The organism is Acidobacteriota bacterium (assembly GCA_003225175.1).
GTDB lineage: Bacteria > Acidobacteriota > Terriglobia > Terriglobales > Acidobacteriaceae > Gp1-AA112.
In genome coordinates this window covers 184,351-202,564 of sequence record QIBA01000037.1, presented here as the reverse complement: position 1 = coordinate 202,564, position 18,214 = coordinate 184,351, and the positions used below count along the sequence as shown (strand labels likewise).

Annotated in this window: 20 protein-coding genes; 5 read left to right on the top strand and 15 right to left on the bottom strand. The window is 55.2% G+C overall.

Annotated elements, in window-relative coordinates:
* The 9 genes from DMG62_08175 to DMG62_08135 all read right to left on the bottom strand — a co-directional run.
* The coding region (locus tag DMG62_08175; protein ID PYY23631.1) for an MFS transporter at positions 1–251 on the bottom strand (251 nt) is incomplete at its 3' end.
* Between the two features lie 148 nt (positions 252–399).
* The gene (locus DMG62_08170) at positions 400–2,145 is read right to left on the bottom strand and encodes a glucohydrolase (GenBank protein PYY23630.1); all 1,746 of its coding nucleotides are present in this window, start codon (positions 2,143–2,145) and stop codon (positions 400–402) included.
* Between the two features lie 70 nt (positions 2,146–2,215).
* Positions 2,216–2,566, bottom strand: coding sequence for a 50S ribosomal protein L19 (locus tag DMG62_08165; protein PYY23629.1), 351 nt, complete (start codon positions 2,564–2,566; stop codon positions 2,216–2,218).
* Between the two features lie 160 nt (positions 2,567–2,726).
* Positions 2,727–3,545, bottom strand: a complete 819-nt coding sequence (locus DMG62_08160) for a tRNA (guanosine(37)-N1)-methyltransferase TrmD (GenBank protein PYY23628.1) — start codon at positions 3,543–3,545, stop codon at positions 2,727–2,729.
* A 57-nt stretch (positions 3,546–3,602) separates the two neighbouring features.
* Positions 3,603–4,175: a 16S rRNA processing protein RimM gene (rimM, locus tag DMG62_08155; protein PYY23627.1), complete on the bottom strand. Its 573-nt coding sequence runs from the start codon at positions 4,173–4,175 to the stop codon at positions 3,603–3,605.
* Positions 4,176–4,383: 208 nt separating this feature from the next.
* Positions 4,384–4,680 carry an RNA-binding protein gene (locus DMG62_08150; GenBank protein ID PYY23626.1) on the bottom strand — a complete coding sequence of 99 codons (297 nt, stop codon included), beginning with the start codon at positions 4,678–4,680 and terminating at the stop codon, positions 4,384–4,386.
* Positions 4,681–4,841: 161 nt separating this feature from the next.
* Positions 4,842–5,090, bottom strand: coding sequence for a 30S ribosomal protein S16 (gene rpsP / locus DMG62_08145; protein PYY23625.1), 249 nt, complete (start codon positions 5,088–5,090; stop codon positions 4,842–4,844).
* A gap of 155 nt (positions 5,091–5,245) precedes the next feature.
* Positions 5,246–5,641 (bottom strand): hypothetical protein, encoded by a 396-nt coding sequence (locus DMG62_08140; GenBank protein ID PYY23624.1) that lies wholly within the window; start codon positions 5,639–5,641, stop codon positions 5,246–5,248.
* 196 nt (positions 5,642–5,837) lie between these two features.
* Complete coding sequence (locus DMG62_08135) at positions 5,838–7,196, bottom strand: signal recognition particle protein (protein PYY23623.1); 1,359 nt, start codon at positions 7,194–7,196, stop codon at positions 5,838–5,840.
* Positions 7,197–7,289: 93 nt separating this feature from the next.
* Between DMG62_08135 and DMG62_08130 the strand changes: the two genes are divergently transcribed.
* The 3 genes from DMG62_08130 to DMG62_08120 all read left to right on the top strand — a co-directional run bounded on the left by DMG62_08130 (position 7,290) and on the right by DMG62_08120 (position 8,482).
* On the top strand, positions 7,290–7,511 hold the full coding sequence (locus tag DMG62_08130) for an AbrB family transcriptional regulator (GenBank protein ID PYY23622.1): 222 nt from the start codon (positions 7,290–7,292) through the stop codon (positions 7,509–7,511).
* A complete protein-coding gene (locus DMG62_08125; GenBank protein PYY23621.1) occupies positions 7,502–7,954 on the top strand; it encodes a hypothetical protein in 453 nt (150 codons plus the stop codon). Before DMG62_08130 ends, DMG62_08125 begins: the two co-directional genes overlap by 10 nt.
* A 300-nt stretch (positions 7,955–8,254) precedes the next feature.
* Positions 8,255–8,482 carry a hypothetical protein gene (locus DMG62_08120; GenBank protein ID PYY23620.1) on the top strand — a complete coding sequence of 76 codons (228 nt, stop codon included), beginning with the start codon at positions 8,255–8,257 and terminating at the stop codon, positions 8,480–8,482.
* A 462-nt stretch (positions 8,483–8,944) separates the two neighbouring features.
* Here the strand turns inward: DMG62_08120 and DMG62_08115 are convergent, their stop codons facing one another.
* Positions 8,945–9,976 (bottom strand): histone deacetylase, encoded by a 1,032-nt coding sequence (locus tag DMG62_08115; GenBank protein PYY23619.1) that lies wholly within the window; start codon positions 9,974–9,976, stop codon positions 8,945–8,947.
* Positions 9,977–10,249: 273 nt separating this feature from the next.
* On the opposite strand from DMG62_08115, the gene priA reads away from it, so the two are divergent.
* The gene (gene priA / locus DMG62_08110) at positions 10,250–12,739 is read left to right on the top strand and encodes a primosomal protein N' (protein PYY23618.1); all 2,490 of its coding nucleotides are present in this window, start codon (positions 10,250–10,252) and stop codon (positions 12,737–12,739) included.
* Between the two features lie 253 nt (positions 12,740–12,992).
* Here the strand turns inward: priA and DMG62_08105 are convergent, their stop codons facing one another.
* Both DMG62_08105 and DMG62_08100 read right to left on the bottom strand, forming a co-directional pair.
* Positions 12,993–14,003 (bottom strand): site-2 protease family protein, encoded by a 1,011-nt coding sequence (locus tag DMG62_08105; GenBank protein ID PYY23617.1) that lies wholly within the window; start codon positions 14,001–14,003, stop codon positions 12,993–12,995.
* A 132-nt stretch (positions 14,004–14,135) separates the two neighbouring features.
* Positions 14,136–14,405, bottom strand: coding sequence for an integration host factor subunit beta (locus DMG62_08100; protein PYY23616.1), 270 nt, complete (start codon positions 14,403–14,405; stop codon positions 14,136–14,138).
* 154 nt (positions 14,406–14,559) lie between these two features.
* Between DMG62_08100 and DMG62_08095 the strand changes: the two genes are divergently transcribed.
* Positions 14,560–15,606: a threonylcarbamoyl-AMP synthase gene (locus DMG62_08095; GenBank protein ID PYY23615.1), complete on the top strand. Its 1,047-nt coding sequence runs from the start codon at positions 14,560–14,562 to the stop codon at positions 15,604–15,606.
* Here the strand turns inward: DMG62_08095 and DMG62_08090 are convergent, their stop codons facing one another.
* From DMG62_08090 to tmk, 3 genes are all read right to left on the bottom strand, one after another.
* Positions 15,607–16,014, bottom strand: coding sequence for a hypothetical protein (locus tag DMG62_08090; GenBank protein ID PYY23614.1), 408 nt, complete (start codon positions 16,012–16,014; stop codon positions 15,607–15,609).
* Positions 16,015–16,399: 385 nt separating this feature from the next.
* The gene (locus tag DMG62_08085; protein PYY23613.1) at positions 16,400–17,494 is read right to left on the bottom strand and encodes a DNA polymerase III subunit delta'; all 1,095 of its coding nucleotides are present in this window, start codon (positions 17,492–17,494) and stop codon (positions 16,400–16,402) included.
* Between the two features lie 8 nt (positions 17,495–17,502).
* Entirely contained in the window at positions 17,503–18,174 is a 672-nt protein-coding gene (gene tmk / locus DMG62_08080; GenBank protein ID PYY23612.1) for a dTMP kinase, read from the bottom strand.
* Between the last annotated feature and the right edge of the window lie 40 nt (positions 18,175–18,214).

Below are 18,214 nucleotides of genomic sequence, written 5' to 3'. Positions count from 1 at the left end.
CCAAGGATGATCATCTTTCGCGATCCGACGCGATCGACCAGGCGTCCAAATAGAGGAGACGCAGCGGCAGCGACAATATTATGCAAGCTGAAAGCGAGCGAGATGGCAGATCGGCTCGCGTGGAATTCCTTGGCAAAAGCTTTTAAAAATACCGGGAAGGAGAGCACAAGAATCGGTGGACCGCCCAGAAAGAGAGCCACGGCCGCAGCGATGCTTATCCACCAACCATAAAAGAGCCTTCCTTCGCTCATCCTCACCTCGCGCCAAGACGTGGTGCTGGGAATCGAGGAAGCATACTTCAGGAAGTTGTTCAGCAGAAGAAAAACAAACAGTTCTATCGAAAACCCGTGCGAAGGCGCGGCGGTTCTTGTCCCTCAACTCGCCTGTCAATACTTTCTATCATTTCTGAACTTCAGCGATCACAACACCATAGGGCTCGATAGAAACTCTACTGAGATCGATCGTTGCCGCTGTCGCACTCGTCGCAGCCAGCACTCGTCCTTTGGAAGCTCCGATCCTGGTTGTATCGAGCGCGATGTTCTGCGGCTGCGAAGAGAAGTTGAGCACCACGAGAGCCATCTCGCGTTTCGATTTGCGAAGGTAGCTCATGACATTGGGATTGTTCTCATCTAGTACGACATAATCGCCGGAGTAGAAGGCGGGATGAGTGCGCCGGAGCTTGATGATGTGCCTGTACCAATTCAGGATTGAGTTAGCCTCCGCCATTTCACTCGCAACATTGTGAGTGGTGTAATTTGCATCAACGGAGAGCCATGGTGTCGCTCCCTGATTAAATCCGGCGTTGACGGAGGAATCCCACTGCATCGGACTGCGCTCGCCATCGCGTCCGATTTCCTTCGGCCAGCCTTTCTTCCCGATTACGTCCTTCACGTCCTCCACGCGCTTGGGATCGTTATTTTCCATGCCGATCTCTTCGCCGTAGTACATGATTGCGCTGCCGCGGAGCGTGAGATAAAGAGCCGACATTAATTTCGCGACCTGATCTTTGTTATCTCCCGTTCCATATCGGTCCACATATCGGCGGATATCGTGGTTGCTGAGCACGTACACCGGCCAGCCATGCACAGGATTGCTCTCTATGGCGGCTACTTTCTGGCGAAATTCATTTGCATCCAGCTCGTCGACTTTCGTGAAGTTGAAGTACATCGGCATTTGCAGTTCGTTGTTGCTGGGTCCGTAATACTCGGCTAGCTCTTCGGCTGTCTTGGTCCAGGTCTCCCCGATGAGAACGCGACCGGAAGACTCGTCGGCAACTTTGCGGAGCTTCTGCAATTCGGCATGAACTTCAGACAGACTGTGGTCGTGAATGTGCTCCTGCAACGGCATGCCGTAAGCATCGGTGCCCTCCAGAGGAGGATTGTCGGTGAGATTCGGGTCCTCAAACATCGTGTCGACCGCGTCCAGGCGAAAGCCGTAGACGCCCCGTTGGTACCAGAAGCGGGTAATTTCGAACATTTCGGATTCGACTTTCGGATTGCGCCAGTTCAGATCGGGCTGCTGGGGATAGAAGTAGTGGTAGTACCACTGCTTCGTGGTCTCTGAAAACGTCCAGCTCGGACCGCCGAAGGTCGAAGTCCAGTTGTTCGGCGGTTGCCCTTCACTCTTGCCATCGCGCCAGATGTAGTATTCGCGATAAGGATTCGTCGTCGATTTCGCCGACTCCATGAACCATTGGTGTTTGTCGGAAGAATGATTGACGACGAAATCCAGAATGACCTTTATGTGACGTTTTTTGGCCTCGGCGACCAGGCGATCGAAATCAGCGAGAGTTCCGTACTGAGGATCGATATTGCGGTAATCGGAGACGTCATACCCAAAATCTACTTGAGGCGAAGGGAAGCAGGGCGTAATCCAGATGGCGTCCACTCCCAGGCGTGCGAGGTGATCCAGATGCTGCGTGATCCCGTTCAGATCGCCGGTCCCATCGTTATTCGAATCTCCGTAGCTTCGCGGGTAGATCTCGTAGAAGACGGAATACTTCCACCACTCATTTTGAGTGGCGAATTTGTTTGCCGGCATGTGTGGAGCAGCGTCCTTCAAACGTGAAGCAGATGTTTGCGCTAACGCGGAGATCGAACAGAACACAAGAGTCGTTAGCAGGCGGGTAAGGCGGGTACTCTGCATCAATGCTCCAGGAGCCTGGAAGGGCAGAATAGTGTAACGCAGGATACTCCCGCTCGAAATGAGAGAGACGCTAGCTCTCAACCTCGCGCAGACGAGCGGATTTTCCTTTTAGTCCACGCAGATAGAACAGCTTCGCCCGGCGCACGCGGCTGCTACGGACGTGCTCGATCTTATCAATGACCTTCGAGTTCAGAGGAAAGATGCGTTCGACGCCTTGACCAAAGCTGATCTTGCGAACCGTAAGGCTGGCCTGCGGACCGCCCTTCTTAGCGATGACAACACCCTCGAACGCCTGCACCCGCTCTTTGTCGCCTTCCTTAATCTTGACTTGAACGCGAACCGTATCGCCGGGAGATATCTGCGGGATATCTTTACGCTGCAGCTTCTCTGCAACCTTTGCCATGATCGGTGAAATCGACATTATCAGTTCCTTTCGCGCATACGTTGCACCGACCGCTGCCGGGCTCCGCTCGGAATTTCATGATTTGCAATGCCCTGGCAGGTGGAGCTTGGGGCATTGCATGTGGTCTCAGGGCGCACCGCACCCTCTCAGACAAACATTCATTGTACCGCATTCGCCGCTATTGAATCAGCTTTCCCGTGCGCTGCAAACCCGCGACAATCTTCTGGTCTTCCTCGGTAAGAAGCTCGGCCTTAAGAAGCTCTGGCCGATTTCGCAGCGTCTTCTCGATGGCTTTTCGGCGACGCCAGCGGCGAATCTCATCGTGATTCCCTGACGAGAGCACCTCTGGGACTAGCCAGCCGCCAAAATCCGCTGGGCGCGTGTAGTGTGGATAATCCAGAAGTCCACCCGGACCGCAGGTTGAGTCTGGGAGGCCGTCTTGAGATGGTCGCACAGTCGAACTGAAGCTTTCCTGATGTGCCGACGCCTCGTTGCCGAGAACACCAGGAATTAGCCGCGAGATGGTATCGACGATGATCGCAGCGCCGAGCTCGCCTCCGCTCAGAACGAAATCACCGACAGAAATCTCGCGGTCAGCAAGATATTCGTTCACCCGCTCATCAACTCCCTCATAGCGTCCGCAGATGAGCGCTACACGATCCAATTTTGCTAACTCCTCAGCTTCGCGCTGATGAAAAAGCCGGCCTTGAGCAGACAGCAGAATCACCGATTCCCTGCATTCAGGGTGAAGCCTGTTTTCCCGTGAACTTAGGCTCAACGATTCGATGCATTCAAAAATCGGCTGCGGCTTCAGCACCATGCCTTCGCCACCGCCGAAGGGACGATCGTCGACAGTCTGGTGACGATCATGAGTGAAGGCCCGCAGATCGTGGATATTCACTTCCACCAGCTTCTGCTCTCGCGCACGACGTAATACTCCGTAGTCGAGCGGCCCACGAAAGAAGTCAGGAAAGATCGTAAGGATGTCGAAACGCATTGGGGAAATCGAGTTCGCTTATTGTCGCAGAGAGCCGCTTTGGATGGCTTGATGCGCCTACCGCTGTTGCTTTTCTTCCTCCGACAAAGGTGCGTTTATTTTTAGCAGGCCGGGGGGAAGCTTCATCTCGAGAATTTTGCGGGCAGCGTCAAACCGCACTAGATACTCCTCCGCAAAGGGGATTTCGCATTCCTCGCCCGCTCGGAGCACGACCAGCAATGGCGCGGCGCCGACATCTTGCCGAACATCCTCAATCCGGCCAATCTCATGTCGGCGGCCATTCAAGACGTCAACCACCATGCTTCCAACCAGATCGGCAACGTAAGTCTTTCCTTCCTCGAGTTCCGCGCGTTTCTCGAGCGGAACCTGGACCAATAACCCGCTCAAGAACTCGGCGTCGGATATGGAGTTCACGCCCTCAAATTTGAGCACTACTCGGCCTTTATGAAACCAATGATTTGCGAGTTGGTACTCGCGCGGCTGCGAGTCATCTTCGCAGCCAAGCCACAGCTGGGAGCGCTCGGAGAATTTTTCCGGGAAATCGGTGAGGATCTCGGCTAGCACCTCGCCCCGTCTTCCTTGGGGACGCACAATGCGGGCGACAACAATGAATTTAACGGATGGAGGCAATACGGTTCAGGACATTATCACGATCTCAGAAGCCAGCGGAAAATGAGGCGGAGCAAAGAACAGCGAATTTAACAGCGAATTTAACAGTGAATTTTAGAAGTAAACCCGAAAGTTATCGAATTCTGCCCAGAATTCAGAAAACTCGTTTTAGGAACAGTGAATAACAGCGAATTAGCAGTGAATTTTCCTGTAACGAGTTCCCCCGTTTTTAGGCGCCTGCTGCACCCGACTGCACACCGCCGGGCAGTCCATCCTCGATAATCTCAAGGCTGTGACGCTTATGCAGTTTCATACTGGCAGCGCCGATAATTGTCCGCAGGGAACGCGCGGTGCGTCCCTGCTTACCGATCACTTTTCCCAAATCTCGTTGAGCTACCCGCAACTCCAGCACCGTGCTTTCCGGACCTTCGATAGCCTCTACTGTGACCAAATCAGGCTCATCGACCAGAGCCTTCGCGATATCCAACACAAGCGCCCGCACGTCTCCGCCCTGCTCAGTCGGCATAATCGACTCCCATATGGGTGGCCTTGGCCGCCCATCTCTCACCTGGAAGTACAAACCCCCATACCCGCAAGAACTTCAGCGAGTCGCAGCATCGTTAGGAGTCGGGGGACTAGCCCTGCTTTCTTTTCAACTGAATGACTGCGCGTTTACGACTGCGTATTTTAGGCCGCGGTTCCCGCTGGAGCGGTGGCCTTGGACATCAGCTTCCCAACCGTTTCGGATACCTGAGCGCCCTTCGAGACCCAGTGATCAATGCGTTCGCGCTTCAAGTCCACTGTCGCAGGACTGGTGCGCGGATTGTACAGGCCCACCACTTCCAGCGCCCGTCCGTTGCGGGCACGTTCTTTATCGATTACGACTACACGGTAATAAGGCTGCTTACGCGCACCAACGCGCGCCAGACGAATCATTAACACTGACGTTTATTTTCCTTTCCTGCTTGACTGCGGGATGTCTGTCCATAATCCGGACAGTGTATGCAGCCGGACTATTGATTATGGCGTATCTTCAGGAAAACTTACAAGTTTAGAGTAACCTGGCCTGCGGTACGGTAAAGCATACCGCCTCACCGATTAGGCACATCGAGGAGAGGATCCAATAGCAAACTCCGAGCTTCGGCGGTGGTCAGCGGCTGGTCTGCCGAGTAGAACTCGACCCCCTCTCGCCCGAGACGTATGGAAAGAATCCCTCCCTCTGGCGCTCCGGCGCTATTGTCATTCATCCGGACGAACTCATAACGGACGATGTGGTCCTCAGTGTCCGCGGTAATCCGTGCCTCAAGTCCGGAAGCGGGGTTCTGAACCCGATACTCGGTCGGTCCGGCTTCATCGAAAGAAGCCGATCCTCCGTGATCCCGATTAAAGCTCTCTACGTCCCCACGGAGATCTCTGCCGAGCAGCTCCCAGTGTTCAGAAGCTGCATCGCTGAAGGCCTGCGCATTGTTGATGGGATTGGCGCTCACGATGCTGTTGATGAATCAAGACTGGGTTTCAGATGCATCTTGTCCGTCCTTCTTTTCACCACGGAGACATGGAAAACAGCCGGGGTGAAACCACAAAGGACCGAAGGGAGCCGGCAAGCAGTTCAAAAGCCTTCCTTTATTTCGTGGTTAGCTTGGCTGTTCTCAGTGACTCCGTGTCTCCGTGATGAAAAGGTTTTTACCGGAAGCGCATTCCCGCCAATTTGCGCGAAAATCCGCCGCCTTTGCTCAAGCTCTTGAACTGCTTCTTCATCATCGCGTATTGCTTGAGCAGTTGGTTCACTTCCTGCACGGTCGTGCCCGAGCCGCGAGCGATGCGCTTGCGACGACTGCCGTTGATCGCTTCGTGATGATCGCGTTCGTGTGGCGTCATCGAATTGATGATGGCCTCTACACGGTTCAGCTCTTTGTCGTCAACTTTGTCGGCCATTCCCTGAATTCCTGCAAAAGGACCAATGCTCGGCAGCATCTTCACAATGCTCTGGAGCGAACCGAGCTTCTTGATTTGGCGTAGTTGCTCGCGAAAGTCTTCCAGCGAAAAGCCATCGCCGCTGAGCGCCTTCTTGGCGAACTCTTCGGACTTCTTCGCGTCAAGCTTCTCCTGCGCCTTCTCGACGAGCGACAAAATGTCGCCCATGCCAAGAATCCTGCCGGCGATGCGATCTGGATGAAATGGCTCCAGAGCATCGTATTTTTCGCCAACACCAAGAAACTTGATCGGCTGTCCGGTAACGTTGCGGATGGACAGCGCGGCGCCACCGCGTGCGTCACCATCCATTTTGGTCAGAATCACTCCGGTCAAGCTGAGCTTCTTGTGAAATTCATTGGCGGAGTTCACCGCATCTTGTCCAGTCATCGCGTCGGCGATGAACAAGATTTCCTGAGGATTGAGCAGCTTCTTCAAGAGCTGCATCTCATCCATTAGTTTGTCATCAATGTGCAATCGCCCAGCGGTATCGACGATCAATACATCGCAGCCTGAGTTCTGCGCCTCGCGCCGCGCTTCCGTGGCCAACCGCTCGACCACAGCAGTAGAGGCTTCACCATCAACCTTGCCTTCGTAAATGTTCGCGCCGATCGCGTTCGCCACGATCTTCAACTGCTCGCGCGCAGCCGGTCGGTATACGTCGACCGAAACCAGCATTGGCCGATGACCGCCCTTCTTGAACCACTGCGCCAGCTTTCCCGATGAAGTTGTCTTACCTGAACCTTGTAAGCCGGCCATGAGCACAACAGTCGGAGGCTGGGATGCGAACTTGATCTTGGCAGTGTCTTTGCCCAGGATCGCAACCAGTTCATCGTGGACGATCTTCACTACTTGCTCGGTCGGCGAAATTTGCAGCATTACTTCCGAACCGAGAGCCTTCTCGCGAATGTGGTCGACCAACTCTTTGACGACTTTGAAGTTGACGTCGGCCTCAAGCAGCGCCAGGCGGATCTCACGCAGCGCTTCCTGCATGTTCTCTTCGTTAAGACGTCCCTGCCCGCGCAGGTTCTTAAAGGTTCGTTGAAGTTTTTCGGAAAGATTCTCAAACATAGGACTAAGACCTAATTCTAAATGCTCACGAATCCATTGAACTGATTCGGGGACTCCCCAACGTTCGCTTTACTTTTTGCTATAATGTAAAGCATGCCTGAGGCGACCCTTTCAGCGAAAAATCAGATCGTGATTCCCCGCGAGGCCCGTGAAGCTCTGGGTCTTAAGCCGGGCGACAAAATTCTCGTTGTAGTACGCAGTGACCGAGTCCTGGTATTGCGGAAGCCGAAATCTTATCGCAAGGCGATTCGAGGCCTGGGTCGGGGGGTCTATCCAGACGACTATCTCCAGAAGGAGCGCGATGATTGGGATTAGATCCTCTCCGCGCGTTTCTTAGTCGTCACCAACGCATCGCATTCGACACCAGCGTCTTCATCTATCAGCTGGAAGAACACCCAAAATATGTCAGGTTCACCGATCAAATATTTCTTTGGATCGAGCAGAGCGGCAATCAAGCGGTCACTTCAACAATCACGATGACCGAGATTCTGGTTCAACCGTATCGTGAACTCGACAAAAAGCGTGCGGACGCCTTCTCAGGTTTGCTGTCAACATATCCGAAACTCGAGTGGATTGCCGCCACATTGGAAATTGCAGACCTAGCCGCTAGAATTCGGGCTTTTCATCGTCTCAAAACACCGGACGCTCTTTTGGCCGCAACTGCTGTTCATAGCCAAGCTACTGGGTTGATTACTAATGACGCTGTCTTTGAGCGAGTGCGATCCTTCGAGACGCTAGTGCTAAGTCGACTCGTCTAAAACGCCTGGCGTGATCGCAGCAAGTAATTTGCTCTGAATTGGCTCATTCCGTAGGGCCTGAGCGAATCACAAACAGCGACTCTGAAGCGCCTTTTTTTAACAAAGTTTAAGAATTCTCACGGAGGGTAGTCACGCCTCGAATGGCGTCACAATCAGAGTAGGCATCTAAACTGGAGTCGCATGCTGACGTTAAGGAGGAGTAATGAAGGGGGTTGCTTCGCAGAGTAAGCTCGCTGCTTTTAGCAGGTGTTATTACCGCACCAATCGCGATGTACGCGCAGGACAGGGACCACGATCGCGATGATCGCGATCACAAACAGAATTCCCGCATTTACGATCCTTAATCGCCACGACTATCACACCTGGAACAATGACGAAGATCGCGAATACCGGCAGTGGTATGGGCAAACCTACAATGGCCGGGATTATCGCGACTACCGGAAGCTCAGCAAGAAAGATCAGCGCGCTTATTGGACTTACCGCCATGATCACGACAAGGACCACGATCACGACAACGATCGCCACTGATGTATCGAAGCCCGGGGCGCCTAAGCGCTCCGGAACTGTTCTACTGATGTAGAGCGCCGAAGGCGCGTCATTCTTGCAGCCCACGCGCGTACAGCCGTGGGGAATAGATGCCAATTGTCTGGAACCCGCAGGGCGGCATTCCGAATCGCCAGTAGCCTGGCTGAAGAATCCCGTCCTCCGGGCTCGCAGGAGATGTGGAGACCCATTCCCATGGCAATACGCGCATGGGCTACAAGAGAAGAGATGTTGCCTAGGGGATTATCAACTGTAAGAGTTCTCCTGTTTCGGGAAGGTCACCCGCTTCTTTGTAGTCGAACAACTTTGCACCATCGCGGAAAATCTGAAGTTGCCCAGGCGGACCTGAACGCACTTTCACATCAATGCCTTTTTCGCCTGCTGCTTTGCGCAGGCTCACGGCCGCGCGGCGCAGGTCGAATCAAAACAGGCAGCGTCGAACTTCGATCATGCTTCGCTTCCCCAGATCGCTTTCGCGGCAAGAATTGTATTCACGTGAATTGTGACTGTGTCCTGCACGTTGCGAGCGTATCCTCCCGCATGCGTGACCATCACCGGGATACCGCGCGCCTTAGCCACCTTAAAGACTAACCCATCCCTCTGCTTTAGCCCTTCAATCGTAAGCGCCAGCCCACCAAGCTGGTCCTCACGGTAGGGATCCGCTCCAGCAATGTAGCAGAGCAAGTCCGGAGAGAACTGGCGGAGTCCGGAACTCAAAGATTGATCAAGCCAGGCTAGATATTCGGAATCCGTGGTACCGTCCGGCAGGTTCACATCGATCGACGAGGGTGGCTTATACGCAGGATAGTTATTCTGCTGATGCACAGAAATCGTGAAGACATCGCTGTCATTTGCCGGCGGAGAGATGATTTGTGGCTGTACTTGAACCGAAGAAATGCTCGGCAGCGGCTTAGGCTTGGTCGGCTTCGCGGGAAAGATTGCTGCGGTGCCGTTCCCATGATGCACGTCGCAGTCTACCGTCATTGCATGGTGAATTCGCCCGAGCTTCTGCATCTTTCGAATGGCGATGGCGACGTCGTGAATCATGCAAAAGCCCTCACCGTGATCGGGATAAGCGTGGTGAAATCCGCCGCCCACGTTGAAGCAAATTCCATCTGCCAGCGAACGCTCAGCCGCCAGAATCGAACCACCAGCGGAGAGCCAGAACGCCTTTACTAACTCCCGCGAATACGGCAGCTCCATCTGCATCTCTTCGTATTGGCTTAACTCTCCATGAAGCAGCCGATCCACGTATCCGCTGCCATGCACAAGGCGAACATCATCGTCGGAGGCGGGTCTTGGCTCAAGAAAGTCGGTCTCATCGGCCTCCCCCGTCTGGAGCAGGCGATCATGAATCATCCGGTATTTCCGAGCGGGAAAAACATGCGCACCAATAGGCAGGTAGTAATCCTTGCTGTAAACAAGGCAGAACGGTAGGCGCATGTGAAAGCTTCCAAATTTATTGTAGCCTTCTAGCATGGAGCCACTGGCCTGCACGCGAATGCAACTACTCGCGCAGATAAAAGCATATTGGAGGATTCACACAGATCATTCTGAGATGATGCAATAGCTTTGCATTTTGATATCAGTCGCGAGGAGAGGACGGATTAGAAAAGGACGAGACATCGTGGACTCGCTCCGTTCAACAATGGGCGTGAATCCTAACTCTCTTCATCTGCATGAGTAGTTGACTCCTTTCGGGCTTTCCCGGAACACCCGTATTGCGGTAGGGGTTACAGTAGCTCTTAGTCGATGCCCGATTTTTGCGATGTAGCGTTGCCCGTACCGCTGGAGATGACCTTCACCTACCGCGTGAATGGCCAGACGCCGGTAATTGGCGGTCGGGTGCTGGTTCCCTTTCGCACGTCGCGTTTGCCAGGTGTGGTCACAGCCCTCCACGATCGGCCGCCGAGTGTAGAAGCCAAAGCGCTTCACTCGGTTCTCGATGCCGAGCCGCTGATCGATCCCCCGCTCATGCAGCTTGCGGAGTGGATCTCGAACTACTACATCGCACCGATCGGCGAAGTGCTGCGCGCGATGTTGCCGTTGCAGGCTGAAGTAAAACGCGATTGGGCATACAGCATCACTGAGGTCGGTCGAACGGCACTCTACGACTCTGCACAGGGCGGCAACTCGGGCCGCTCGAAGAAATCTATCGTGGACCAGATGCTGGAATACCAGGTGCTCGACTATCTCTCGCAAATCGACAGTGCCAGAGAGAACGCATTGCGCAGCGCTGCCGGAGCGACCCGCGAGACACTGCGCGGACTGCAAGCAAAGCGCTGGATGATTCGTGAGGACATCACTTCGATACGGGATGCGCACAGAATCGTAAAGATCGCGCATCTGGTGCCTTCGGAACAGGGGAGCTCGACCCGCAAGTTGAATCCGAATCAGGAAATACTGCTTGCGAGATTAGCAAGCTCTGGAGGCTCTACAGCGGTTGATGAATTGAATGGGCTTGATGTTCCGAGGACAACGCTGGGTACCCTCGTGCGTCGCGGCTTTGTAAGGATCGAGGAGAAGCCGGCAGAATTCCACATCACGACCGTTCCGGCATCATCGGCGCACTTCGCACGCGAACATCTGAACCCCTCACAAACCAGCGCACTGGATGCGATTGAGGCGAGCGTCGGCGAACGGCGCTTCTCTGTAACGCTGTTGCATGGCGTGACCGGGTCCGGCAAGACTGCCGTATATCTGACGGCGATGCAATCTGTCCTCGCGCAGGGACGCTCCGCGATTCTGCTGGTTCCCGAAATAGGACTTACGCCCGCCGCGGCCGCCAACCTGCACCGCATATTCGGAGAACAGGTCGCCATTCTGCATTCCGGGCTCACGAACGACGAGCGAGCTGAACAATGGCATCGGATCCATCGCGGGGATGCTCGCATTGTGTTTGGAACACGGTCAGCGGTTTTTGCTCCAGTAAGGGATCTCGCGTTGGTCGTGGTTGACGAGGAGCATGACTCCTCCTACAAGCAGGAGGAGACGCCTCGCTACAACGCACGCGACGTCGCTATCATGCGCGGCAAGCTCTCGGGGGCAGCGGTAGTGCTGGCCTCCGCCACTCCGGCACTGGAGACCTATCACAACGCCCGTCAGGGTCGATACAAGCTGATTGAATTGCGAGAACGCGTCCAGCAGCGCCCGCTTCCCGAAGTGGAGATCATCGACATGCGCCAGGAGTTTCAGGAGACCGGTGAAGAGAAATTCTTCTCGCGCAAGCTGGTCGAAGAAGTTCGCGGGCGGCTCGAAGCCCGCGAACAGGCAATGATTCTGCTGAATCGGCGCGGATACTCAGCGGTAGTTCTATGCCGCTCCTGCGGAGAGACCCTGCAATGCATCAACTGCGCCGTTTCGCTTACCCACCATAAAGGCGCTATCTCGCACGCGCTTCTGCCGCATCGCGTACCCGCCGGGCAACGTCTCGAGTGCCACTACTGTGGTTATCGCACTGCGGTTCCGAAGATTTGTCCTAAGTGCTCAAGCGAGCACGTCTATTTTCTGGGCGCTGGATCCGAGAAGATCGAGGAAGCTTTGCAGGAGGCATTTCCAAGCGCTCGCATAGGAAGGCTGGATCGCGACACTGTGCGCACACGCCATGACTTCGAGCGTGTACTCAATCAACTGCACGCCAGCGAACTCGACCTTCTGGTGGGCACGCAGATGATCGCCAAAGGACACGATATCCATGGCGTCACCCTCGTCGGCGTGGTCGGAGCCGATTTCGCCCTTGGGCTTCCCGACTTTCGCGCTGCAGAACGCACATTTCAATTGCTCACTCAGGTAGCAGGACGCGCTGGGAGAGGAGAGAGCCCGGGCAAGGTTGTTCTGCAAACATATTTTCCCGAACACTACGCGATTCGTTACTCCGCCCAGCACGACTATCTCGGATTCTATGAGCAGGAGCTTCGTTACCGAAAATGGATGCATTATCCGCCGTTCACCAGCGTCGCAAATGTCCTGCTTCGCAGCGATAAACTCGAGCACGCGATGCGTTACGCAGGCATTGTGCATCGCTGGGTCGAACGTACCCGAATGGAAGGCGTTCGCGTGATGGGACCGGCCGCAGCTCCGCTGTCGCGTCTGAAACGCGATTATCGCTACCATTTCATCTTGAAGTCTGCCAGCCGCGAGAAGCTGAACGGTACGCTGCGCGCAATGATTGCGAGTGCGACCACCGAGCAAGTGCCACGGACCAGCATCATCGTTGATGTGGATCCGCAGTCGCTGATGTAGCGAAGGGCACCGGAATCAGCCGTGCCGTTTGAGGACTCTAATTTTCCCCGGCTTTAGCCACTGAGGCAATCCCCTCATCCTGAAAGAAGCAGTCTGGGTGCGAATGCAACTTCGCTCTTTATGAAGGCAAACCTCAGCCGCTGAAGCCGGTCTCATTGGTTTCGCTTGAACGGCACGGCTAAGGCCGATGCCTTCCCTAAAACCGATTTACGACATCGGATCTTAACCGACAAGCTTCGAAGCAACGCAGGCATTAGTGGAACATCTGCCGCAAGCTCGCGGGCTGCACTCCGCGCTTGGAATCAATTTGGGAAAACGGCGTCGGCAGCATGGTCAATACGAACATGAACAGCGCAAACCAGCCGAGAAGTTTCCGCTTGCGGTTCAGGGGCGGATACTCCGGCACTGGGGGATGCCGCATAAGAGTCAGCAGCAGCAAGACCGCCCAGATCAACCATCCTGCCCACCAGAATATGCCGAGAGGAACCAATGCCAATACGGTCAGATGAGAGACGAGCTTGTGGAATCGCGGTAAAAGTGCGTAAACGATGTGTCCGCCGTCGAGTTGCCCCCCGGGCAGCAGATTAAGGGAAGTGGCAAACATTCCCACCCATGCAGCGATACCGATAGGCGACAGGCTGAGTTGAGCCAGCTGCAGAGTGCCGTGGGGATGCAGCAGTTTCCAGGCGAGATGGAAAATCAATGGAAAGCCCAGTACCAGTCCCGAGTCAGTGGGTTGGCTGGCTGCAAGCCGCGACATCATCAAGGCGAACAACAGGATCGGCAGAGCGGCAATAAATCCCGCGATCGGACCTGCAATGCCGATATCGAATAGCGCTGCACGACTCCTGATGGGAGAGCGAATGCGAATGAAAGCGCCCATCGTTCCAATCAGTGTTGGGGCGGGAAGAAAGAAGGGCAAAGTGGCGTAGACGTGATTTCTCTGTGCCAGTACGAAATGCCCCATCTCGTGGGCCAACAGAATTCCAAGTAAAGTGACGCTGAACGGAATTCCCAGAACCAGGTTCTCGGGATTCTGCAAGGCCCAGCTCAGAGGAAACAAGTCGGCGTCGGAATGGAACTGTGGCAAACCTTGCGCAAAGTTGTACTGCAGCCGGGCTCCGACGACCAGCGTAGTAAAGATGGTTGCCGCAAACAACAGGAGATGCAGCCAGTGTCTCCGCCGCAGCGGAAGGATCACGTGCACTTGATGCGGCCGAGGCGCCGGCTCGAGCACTTCCAGGGGATAACCAGAGTCAGACATTCAATGAAACCAAAGCTTATTGTCCCATCTTGATCGAGAAAAGTCTCATTGACCGACTATGCATCGCACGCGGCACGGCACAGCCGGAGAAGTCACACATCCGAAGGAATGTCGCTTGCGGGAAGGTCTACGTTAGTCGATCGACTGAAGCTCTTTGCCCGGTTTGAAGCGCACTGCCTTGCCCGGCGGTATGCTCACTTCAGCGCCTGTACGAGGGTTGCGGCCGATGCCGGTCTTGCGGGGACGAACGTTGAAGACGCCGAAGCCGCGCAGTTCAATGCGATCGCCCTGCGACAGAGCCTTCTTCATACTCTCGAAGACGGTCTCGACGGCCATTTCGGCTTTGGTCTTGGTGATTCCCGTCTTGTTCACGACTTCGTTGATGATGTCGAGTTTGATCACAATCGGCTCCGCAGGACGGTTTCTGTCGCAGGATTGAAGGCAGATGCTAGAGGAGTGGCGAAGCATTGTCAACGCGCAACATTTTCAGTAGTTTCTGGGATTTGTTGGATCTTGTTTCCCCGGTCGAATGTTTCGATTGTTTATGCTCTTCTGAGTGAAGACCGTCCACCTCAAAGTTCGCGCTGAAGAAGCCGCGCCTGAGCATCCTTCGATTCGCGAAGCAGCGGCGATCCTCAAAGTTGGCGGGCTTGTCGCAATTCCCACAGAAACCGTCTATGGACTGGCAGCCGATGCGCTCGATCCAGGTGCTATCGCCCGAATCTTTGTAGCCAAAGAAAGGCCATCCTGGGATCCGCTGATCGTGCACGTTGCGAACTTCGAGATGATTTCGCAAGTCGCGGGCGATTTCCCAGAAAGGGCAAAAAAGCTGGCAGAGCGCTTCTGGCCCGGCCCCCTGACGTTATTGCTCAAAAGGCACCGGCAGCTTCCACTTGCAGTCACTGCTGGACGGGAGACTGTGGCCGTTCGCATTCCCGCACATCCCGTTGCTCGGGCGGTCATTACTTCTGCAGGGCTGCCACTGGCTGCGCCTAGCGCGAACCGTTTTGGGCACACGAGCCCTACGACCGCCGAGCACGTGATGGGAGACCTCGAAGGGCGTATCGATGCTGTCCTCGACTCAGGTCCGACCCAGATCGGAGTGGAGTCGACAGTCCTCGATCCCCTGCGTACTCCGCCGCTGCTGCTTCGTCCCGGGGGGGTCACGCGCGAGCAGCTCGAAGAGTTATTGGGCCAACTGGAGATGTATTCGGCTCCAGCCAATGAAGCGCCGCAGGCTCTGGCCTCACCGGGTCTCGCGGCGCGACACTATGCTCCGCAAGCGCAATTAGTACTGGTAGACGGCACGCAGGAAAACTTCCTCGCGGTCATTGAGGAACAGGTTTCGAAGTTGGGAGATCGCGCGGAGTATGTTGGGGCAATGGCCCCGAAAGATTGGTTGGACGAACAGTCCCTCTCGCGTGGAGGGTTGGTCATCTTCGACTGGGGTTCGTGGAGCGATCCCGCGCAACTTGCGCACAACCTGTTCGCAGGGCTGCGCTATCTGGATAAGCCCGGAGTGAGCGTAATTCTCTGTCCGCTGCCATCCGCGACTGGGCTTGGATTAGCGTTGCGCGATCGCCTGCTTCGCGCAGCAAGATAGTTATCGCTGCTTGCCGTTGTTGTTCTCGCCGGCTTTGAACATGTAGCGAATGCTCTGCTTGTAGATCAGCACGCCTGCCTGGCCGCCGCGGTTGATCTTGAGGCAGTTGCGATCGTACCACTCGATAAAGCCCTGCACTTCTTCGCCATCTTTGAGTACAACAACCATGGGTGTCCGGCTTGCCATCTGCTTTTGGAAATAAAAAGCTTCGGCATGGGTTTGCTCGATCGCATTGGAACGCTTTGGCACGCGTTGCTCGGCACTAGTAAGCGGCCTTTCGCCGTTCGATTCCGACCGCCGGGGTATTGGCAGTGAGGGACGAATCAGTTTGCGGTTTACAAAATCATCGGATTCTGGCGCGACTTCTGGTGCGCGTCCGACTGCTGCGGAATTCCCTGGATCTTTCATTCGACGTTTGTATCAACGATAACTGCGTCAGAAGCGCCTGTGAGTGCCAACATGCGCCGAAGGCTCACAATCGAACAAGCCGGATAGTGCAGCAAACTTCCGGAAGGCTGGATTCAAGCGGTCTGAGTTGCGGTAACCCTATCACAGGCTGTTCTTGCGGTGCAAAGCATTGAGGCTTTTTTTTTGTCATTCCGAACCGCGGGTTTTCAACGGTCAGGAAGCCAGATCGGCCACCAGCATTTCGATTATGTGGTGCTCTCTGCCGACTGTGCCGATGCAGCTGCAGATGGCAAACCTTGCTGTTCTCACCCAGATCACAACGTCGATGGCGGTAGATTCCTCACGCCCACAAATTCGTCGGTTCGGAATGACAACTACAGAGAAGCTACCGTTCTAACGAAGTGGTAAAGGCATCCAGTGACAGTGAGCGCAGAAGGTTCCTTCTCATACCGCGCTCGACCTCCGCGAGACGCTGGGATGCGGTCACGATCCAGTCGAAGTCCACGCTCTGGGCCAATCTACCAAGTTCCCCGCGAATATCAGTGTTCCTTAGCAATTCGGGAGTTCCGGATTTGAGCATGAGCAGGTCTTCCAACAATGCATAAAGCGTTCGCAGCAATTGATCCGTCTTATCGCGGCCTTCAGCGCCAGCACGATAGGTCTCCGTGATCTTGAACAGCTCGCTGTGGTCGCTTCCCGTAATGGCACTCCGCAGCATGGTAAGCGCACTGGTTCTGGCTTCAACGTACTCTTCGAGCTTGAAACTGAGGGCGCGTCCCATCGCGCCGTTTGCAAGACGGGCGATGAGCTCTCGTTGGGACTGTTTGAGATCCTTTCGGGATGCATTGAGTGCTTCGTCCAGTTCGCCAACGGGCAGGGCTCCGAGCGTGAAGGTTACGCAACGCGATCGGATTGTCGGTAAGAGCTCGCCAGGGTTCGTCGTGAGCAGAATCAGACTCGCGTATCCCGGAGGTTCTTCCAAGACCTTCAGCAACGAGTTCGCTGCTTCTTTCATGAACGAAGACTCGGTGAAGATGACGACCTTGCGCCGGCCTTCGACCGGTTTGTAGAAAACCGAGTCGATGACGAGTCGAATTTGGCCGACCTTGATCAGCATTTGTGGCGGATCGGGAGGAACAACGATCACTTCGGGATGCGTCTGGATCAGGATGCGAGCGTCTCGTTTGTCTGCCTCGCGCATCGCTTCGCGTGTCTCTACCGCTTCGGCAAATCTCGCTTCGAGATCATCGGATTGTGCGATGCGAGTGCAGTTGCTGCATCGCCCGCAGAAGTCCAGTAGACCGTCATTGTTCGGTTGTTCGAGGCACTCCAGCGCCTTCGCGATCATCTGCGCAAGCGTGTACCTCCCCGCCCCCTCTGGCCCGGAGATGATCACGGCATGGGGAAAGCGGTCGCGCGCAAGCATCTCGCGAATGCGAGTGACTGTTTCATGATTGCCGTGAAAATTGTGGAAAGACAAGCTAGAACTCACCTCGTGATGGCTGCGCGACTTGAAACCTGTGGAAATCGATTCTCGACTGTCTTGAGAATGTCGGATTCTACTTTCTGAATCGTTCCTGCCGGAATTCTTGCTACACGATTCTTTTCCCGCAGTGCGATGTTCTCAAAGCCCTGATGCACGCGGCGGAAGAATGCGGCATCCTCACTTTCAAAACGGCCTTCAGAGGAGTTCGAGGCTTGATTGCGATTTCGCGCGCGAGCAACGCTGGAACTTAGTTCCGACTCGAGAAGCAGTGTCAAATCGGGCCACAAGTCGCGGCACAGAACCCGGTGCAAGTCGAGGACGGTCTGCGATCCGAGTTGCCGGCCGAAACCCTGGTAGGCTTCCGTGCTATCAGTGTAGCGATCGCAGATTACGATTTTCCCGGCTTTGAGAGCAGGCTCAATGATTTCTTCGATGTGCTGCGCGCGATCCGCAAACATCAACGCCAGCTCCGCTCGGGGAGACAGACCTGCAGTGCGCGAATCCAGCAGAAGGGAGCGAATATGCTCGCCGATCGCACTCCCACCGGGCTCCCGCGTGGCCAGGACGGTGAGGCAACGGGCGGTTAGGGTCTCTGCCAAACGCGCGATTTGCGTACTCTTTCCGGAGCCGTCGAGGCCTTCAAAGGTGATAAAGAGTCCGCGTCTGCCGGACATGGCTAGAGTCTAGCAGTTGCTTGGCATAGCGAAAGCTCGC

Coding starts and splice junctions, on each gene's coding strand:
- DMG62_08170 (PYY23630.1), bottom strand. CDS start 2,145: ATGCAGAGTACCCGCCTTACCCGCCTGCTAACGACTCTTGTGTTCTGT.
- DMG62_08165 (PYY23629.1), bottom strand. CDS start 2,566: ATGTCGATTTCACCGATCATGGCAAAGGTTGCAGAGAAGCTGCAGCGT.
- DMG62_08160 (PYY23628.1), bottom strand. CDS start 3,545: ATGCGTTTCGACATCCTTACGATCTTTCCTGACTTCTTTCGTGGGCCG.
- DMG62_08150 (PYY23626.1), bottom strand. CDS start 4,680: ATGCCGACTGAGCAGGGCGGAGACGTGCGGGCGCTTGTGTTGGATATC.
- rpsP (PYY23625.1), bottom strand. CDS start 5,090: ATGATTCGTCTGGCGCGCGTTGGTGCGCGTAAGCAGCCTTATTACCGT.
- DMG62_08135 (PYY23623.1), bottom strand. CDS start 7,196: ATGTTTGAGAATCTTTCCGAAAAACTTCAACGAACCTTTAAGAACCTG.
- DMG62_08130 (PYY23622.1), top strand. CDS start 7,290: ATGCCTGAGGCGACCCTTTCAGCGAAAAATCAGATCGTGATTCCCCGC.
- DMG62_08120 (PYY23620.1), top strand. CDS start 8,255: ATGATCGCGATCACAAACAGAATTCCCGCATTTACGATCCTTAATCGC.
- DMG62_08115 (PYY23619.1), bottom strand. CDS start 9,976: ATGCTAGAAGGCTACAATAAATTTGGAAGCTTTCACATGCGCCTACCG.
- priA (PYY23618.1), top strand. CDS start 10,250: ATGCCCGATTTTTGCGATGTAGCGTTGCCCGTACCGCTGGAGATGACC.
- DMG62_08105 (PYY23617.1), bottom strand. CDS start 14,003: ATGTCTGACTCTGGTTATCCCCTGGAAGTGCTCGAGCCGGCGCCTCGG.
- DMG62_08090 (PYY23614.1), bottom strand. CDS start 16,014: ATGAAAGATCCAGGGAATTCCGCAGCAGTCGGACGCGCACCAGAAGTC.
- tmk (PYY23612.1), bottom strand. CDS start 18,174: ATGTCCGGCAGACGCGGACTCTTTATCACCTTTGAAGGCCTCGACGGC.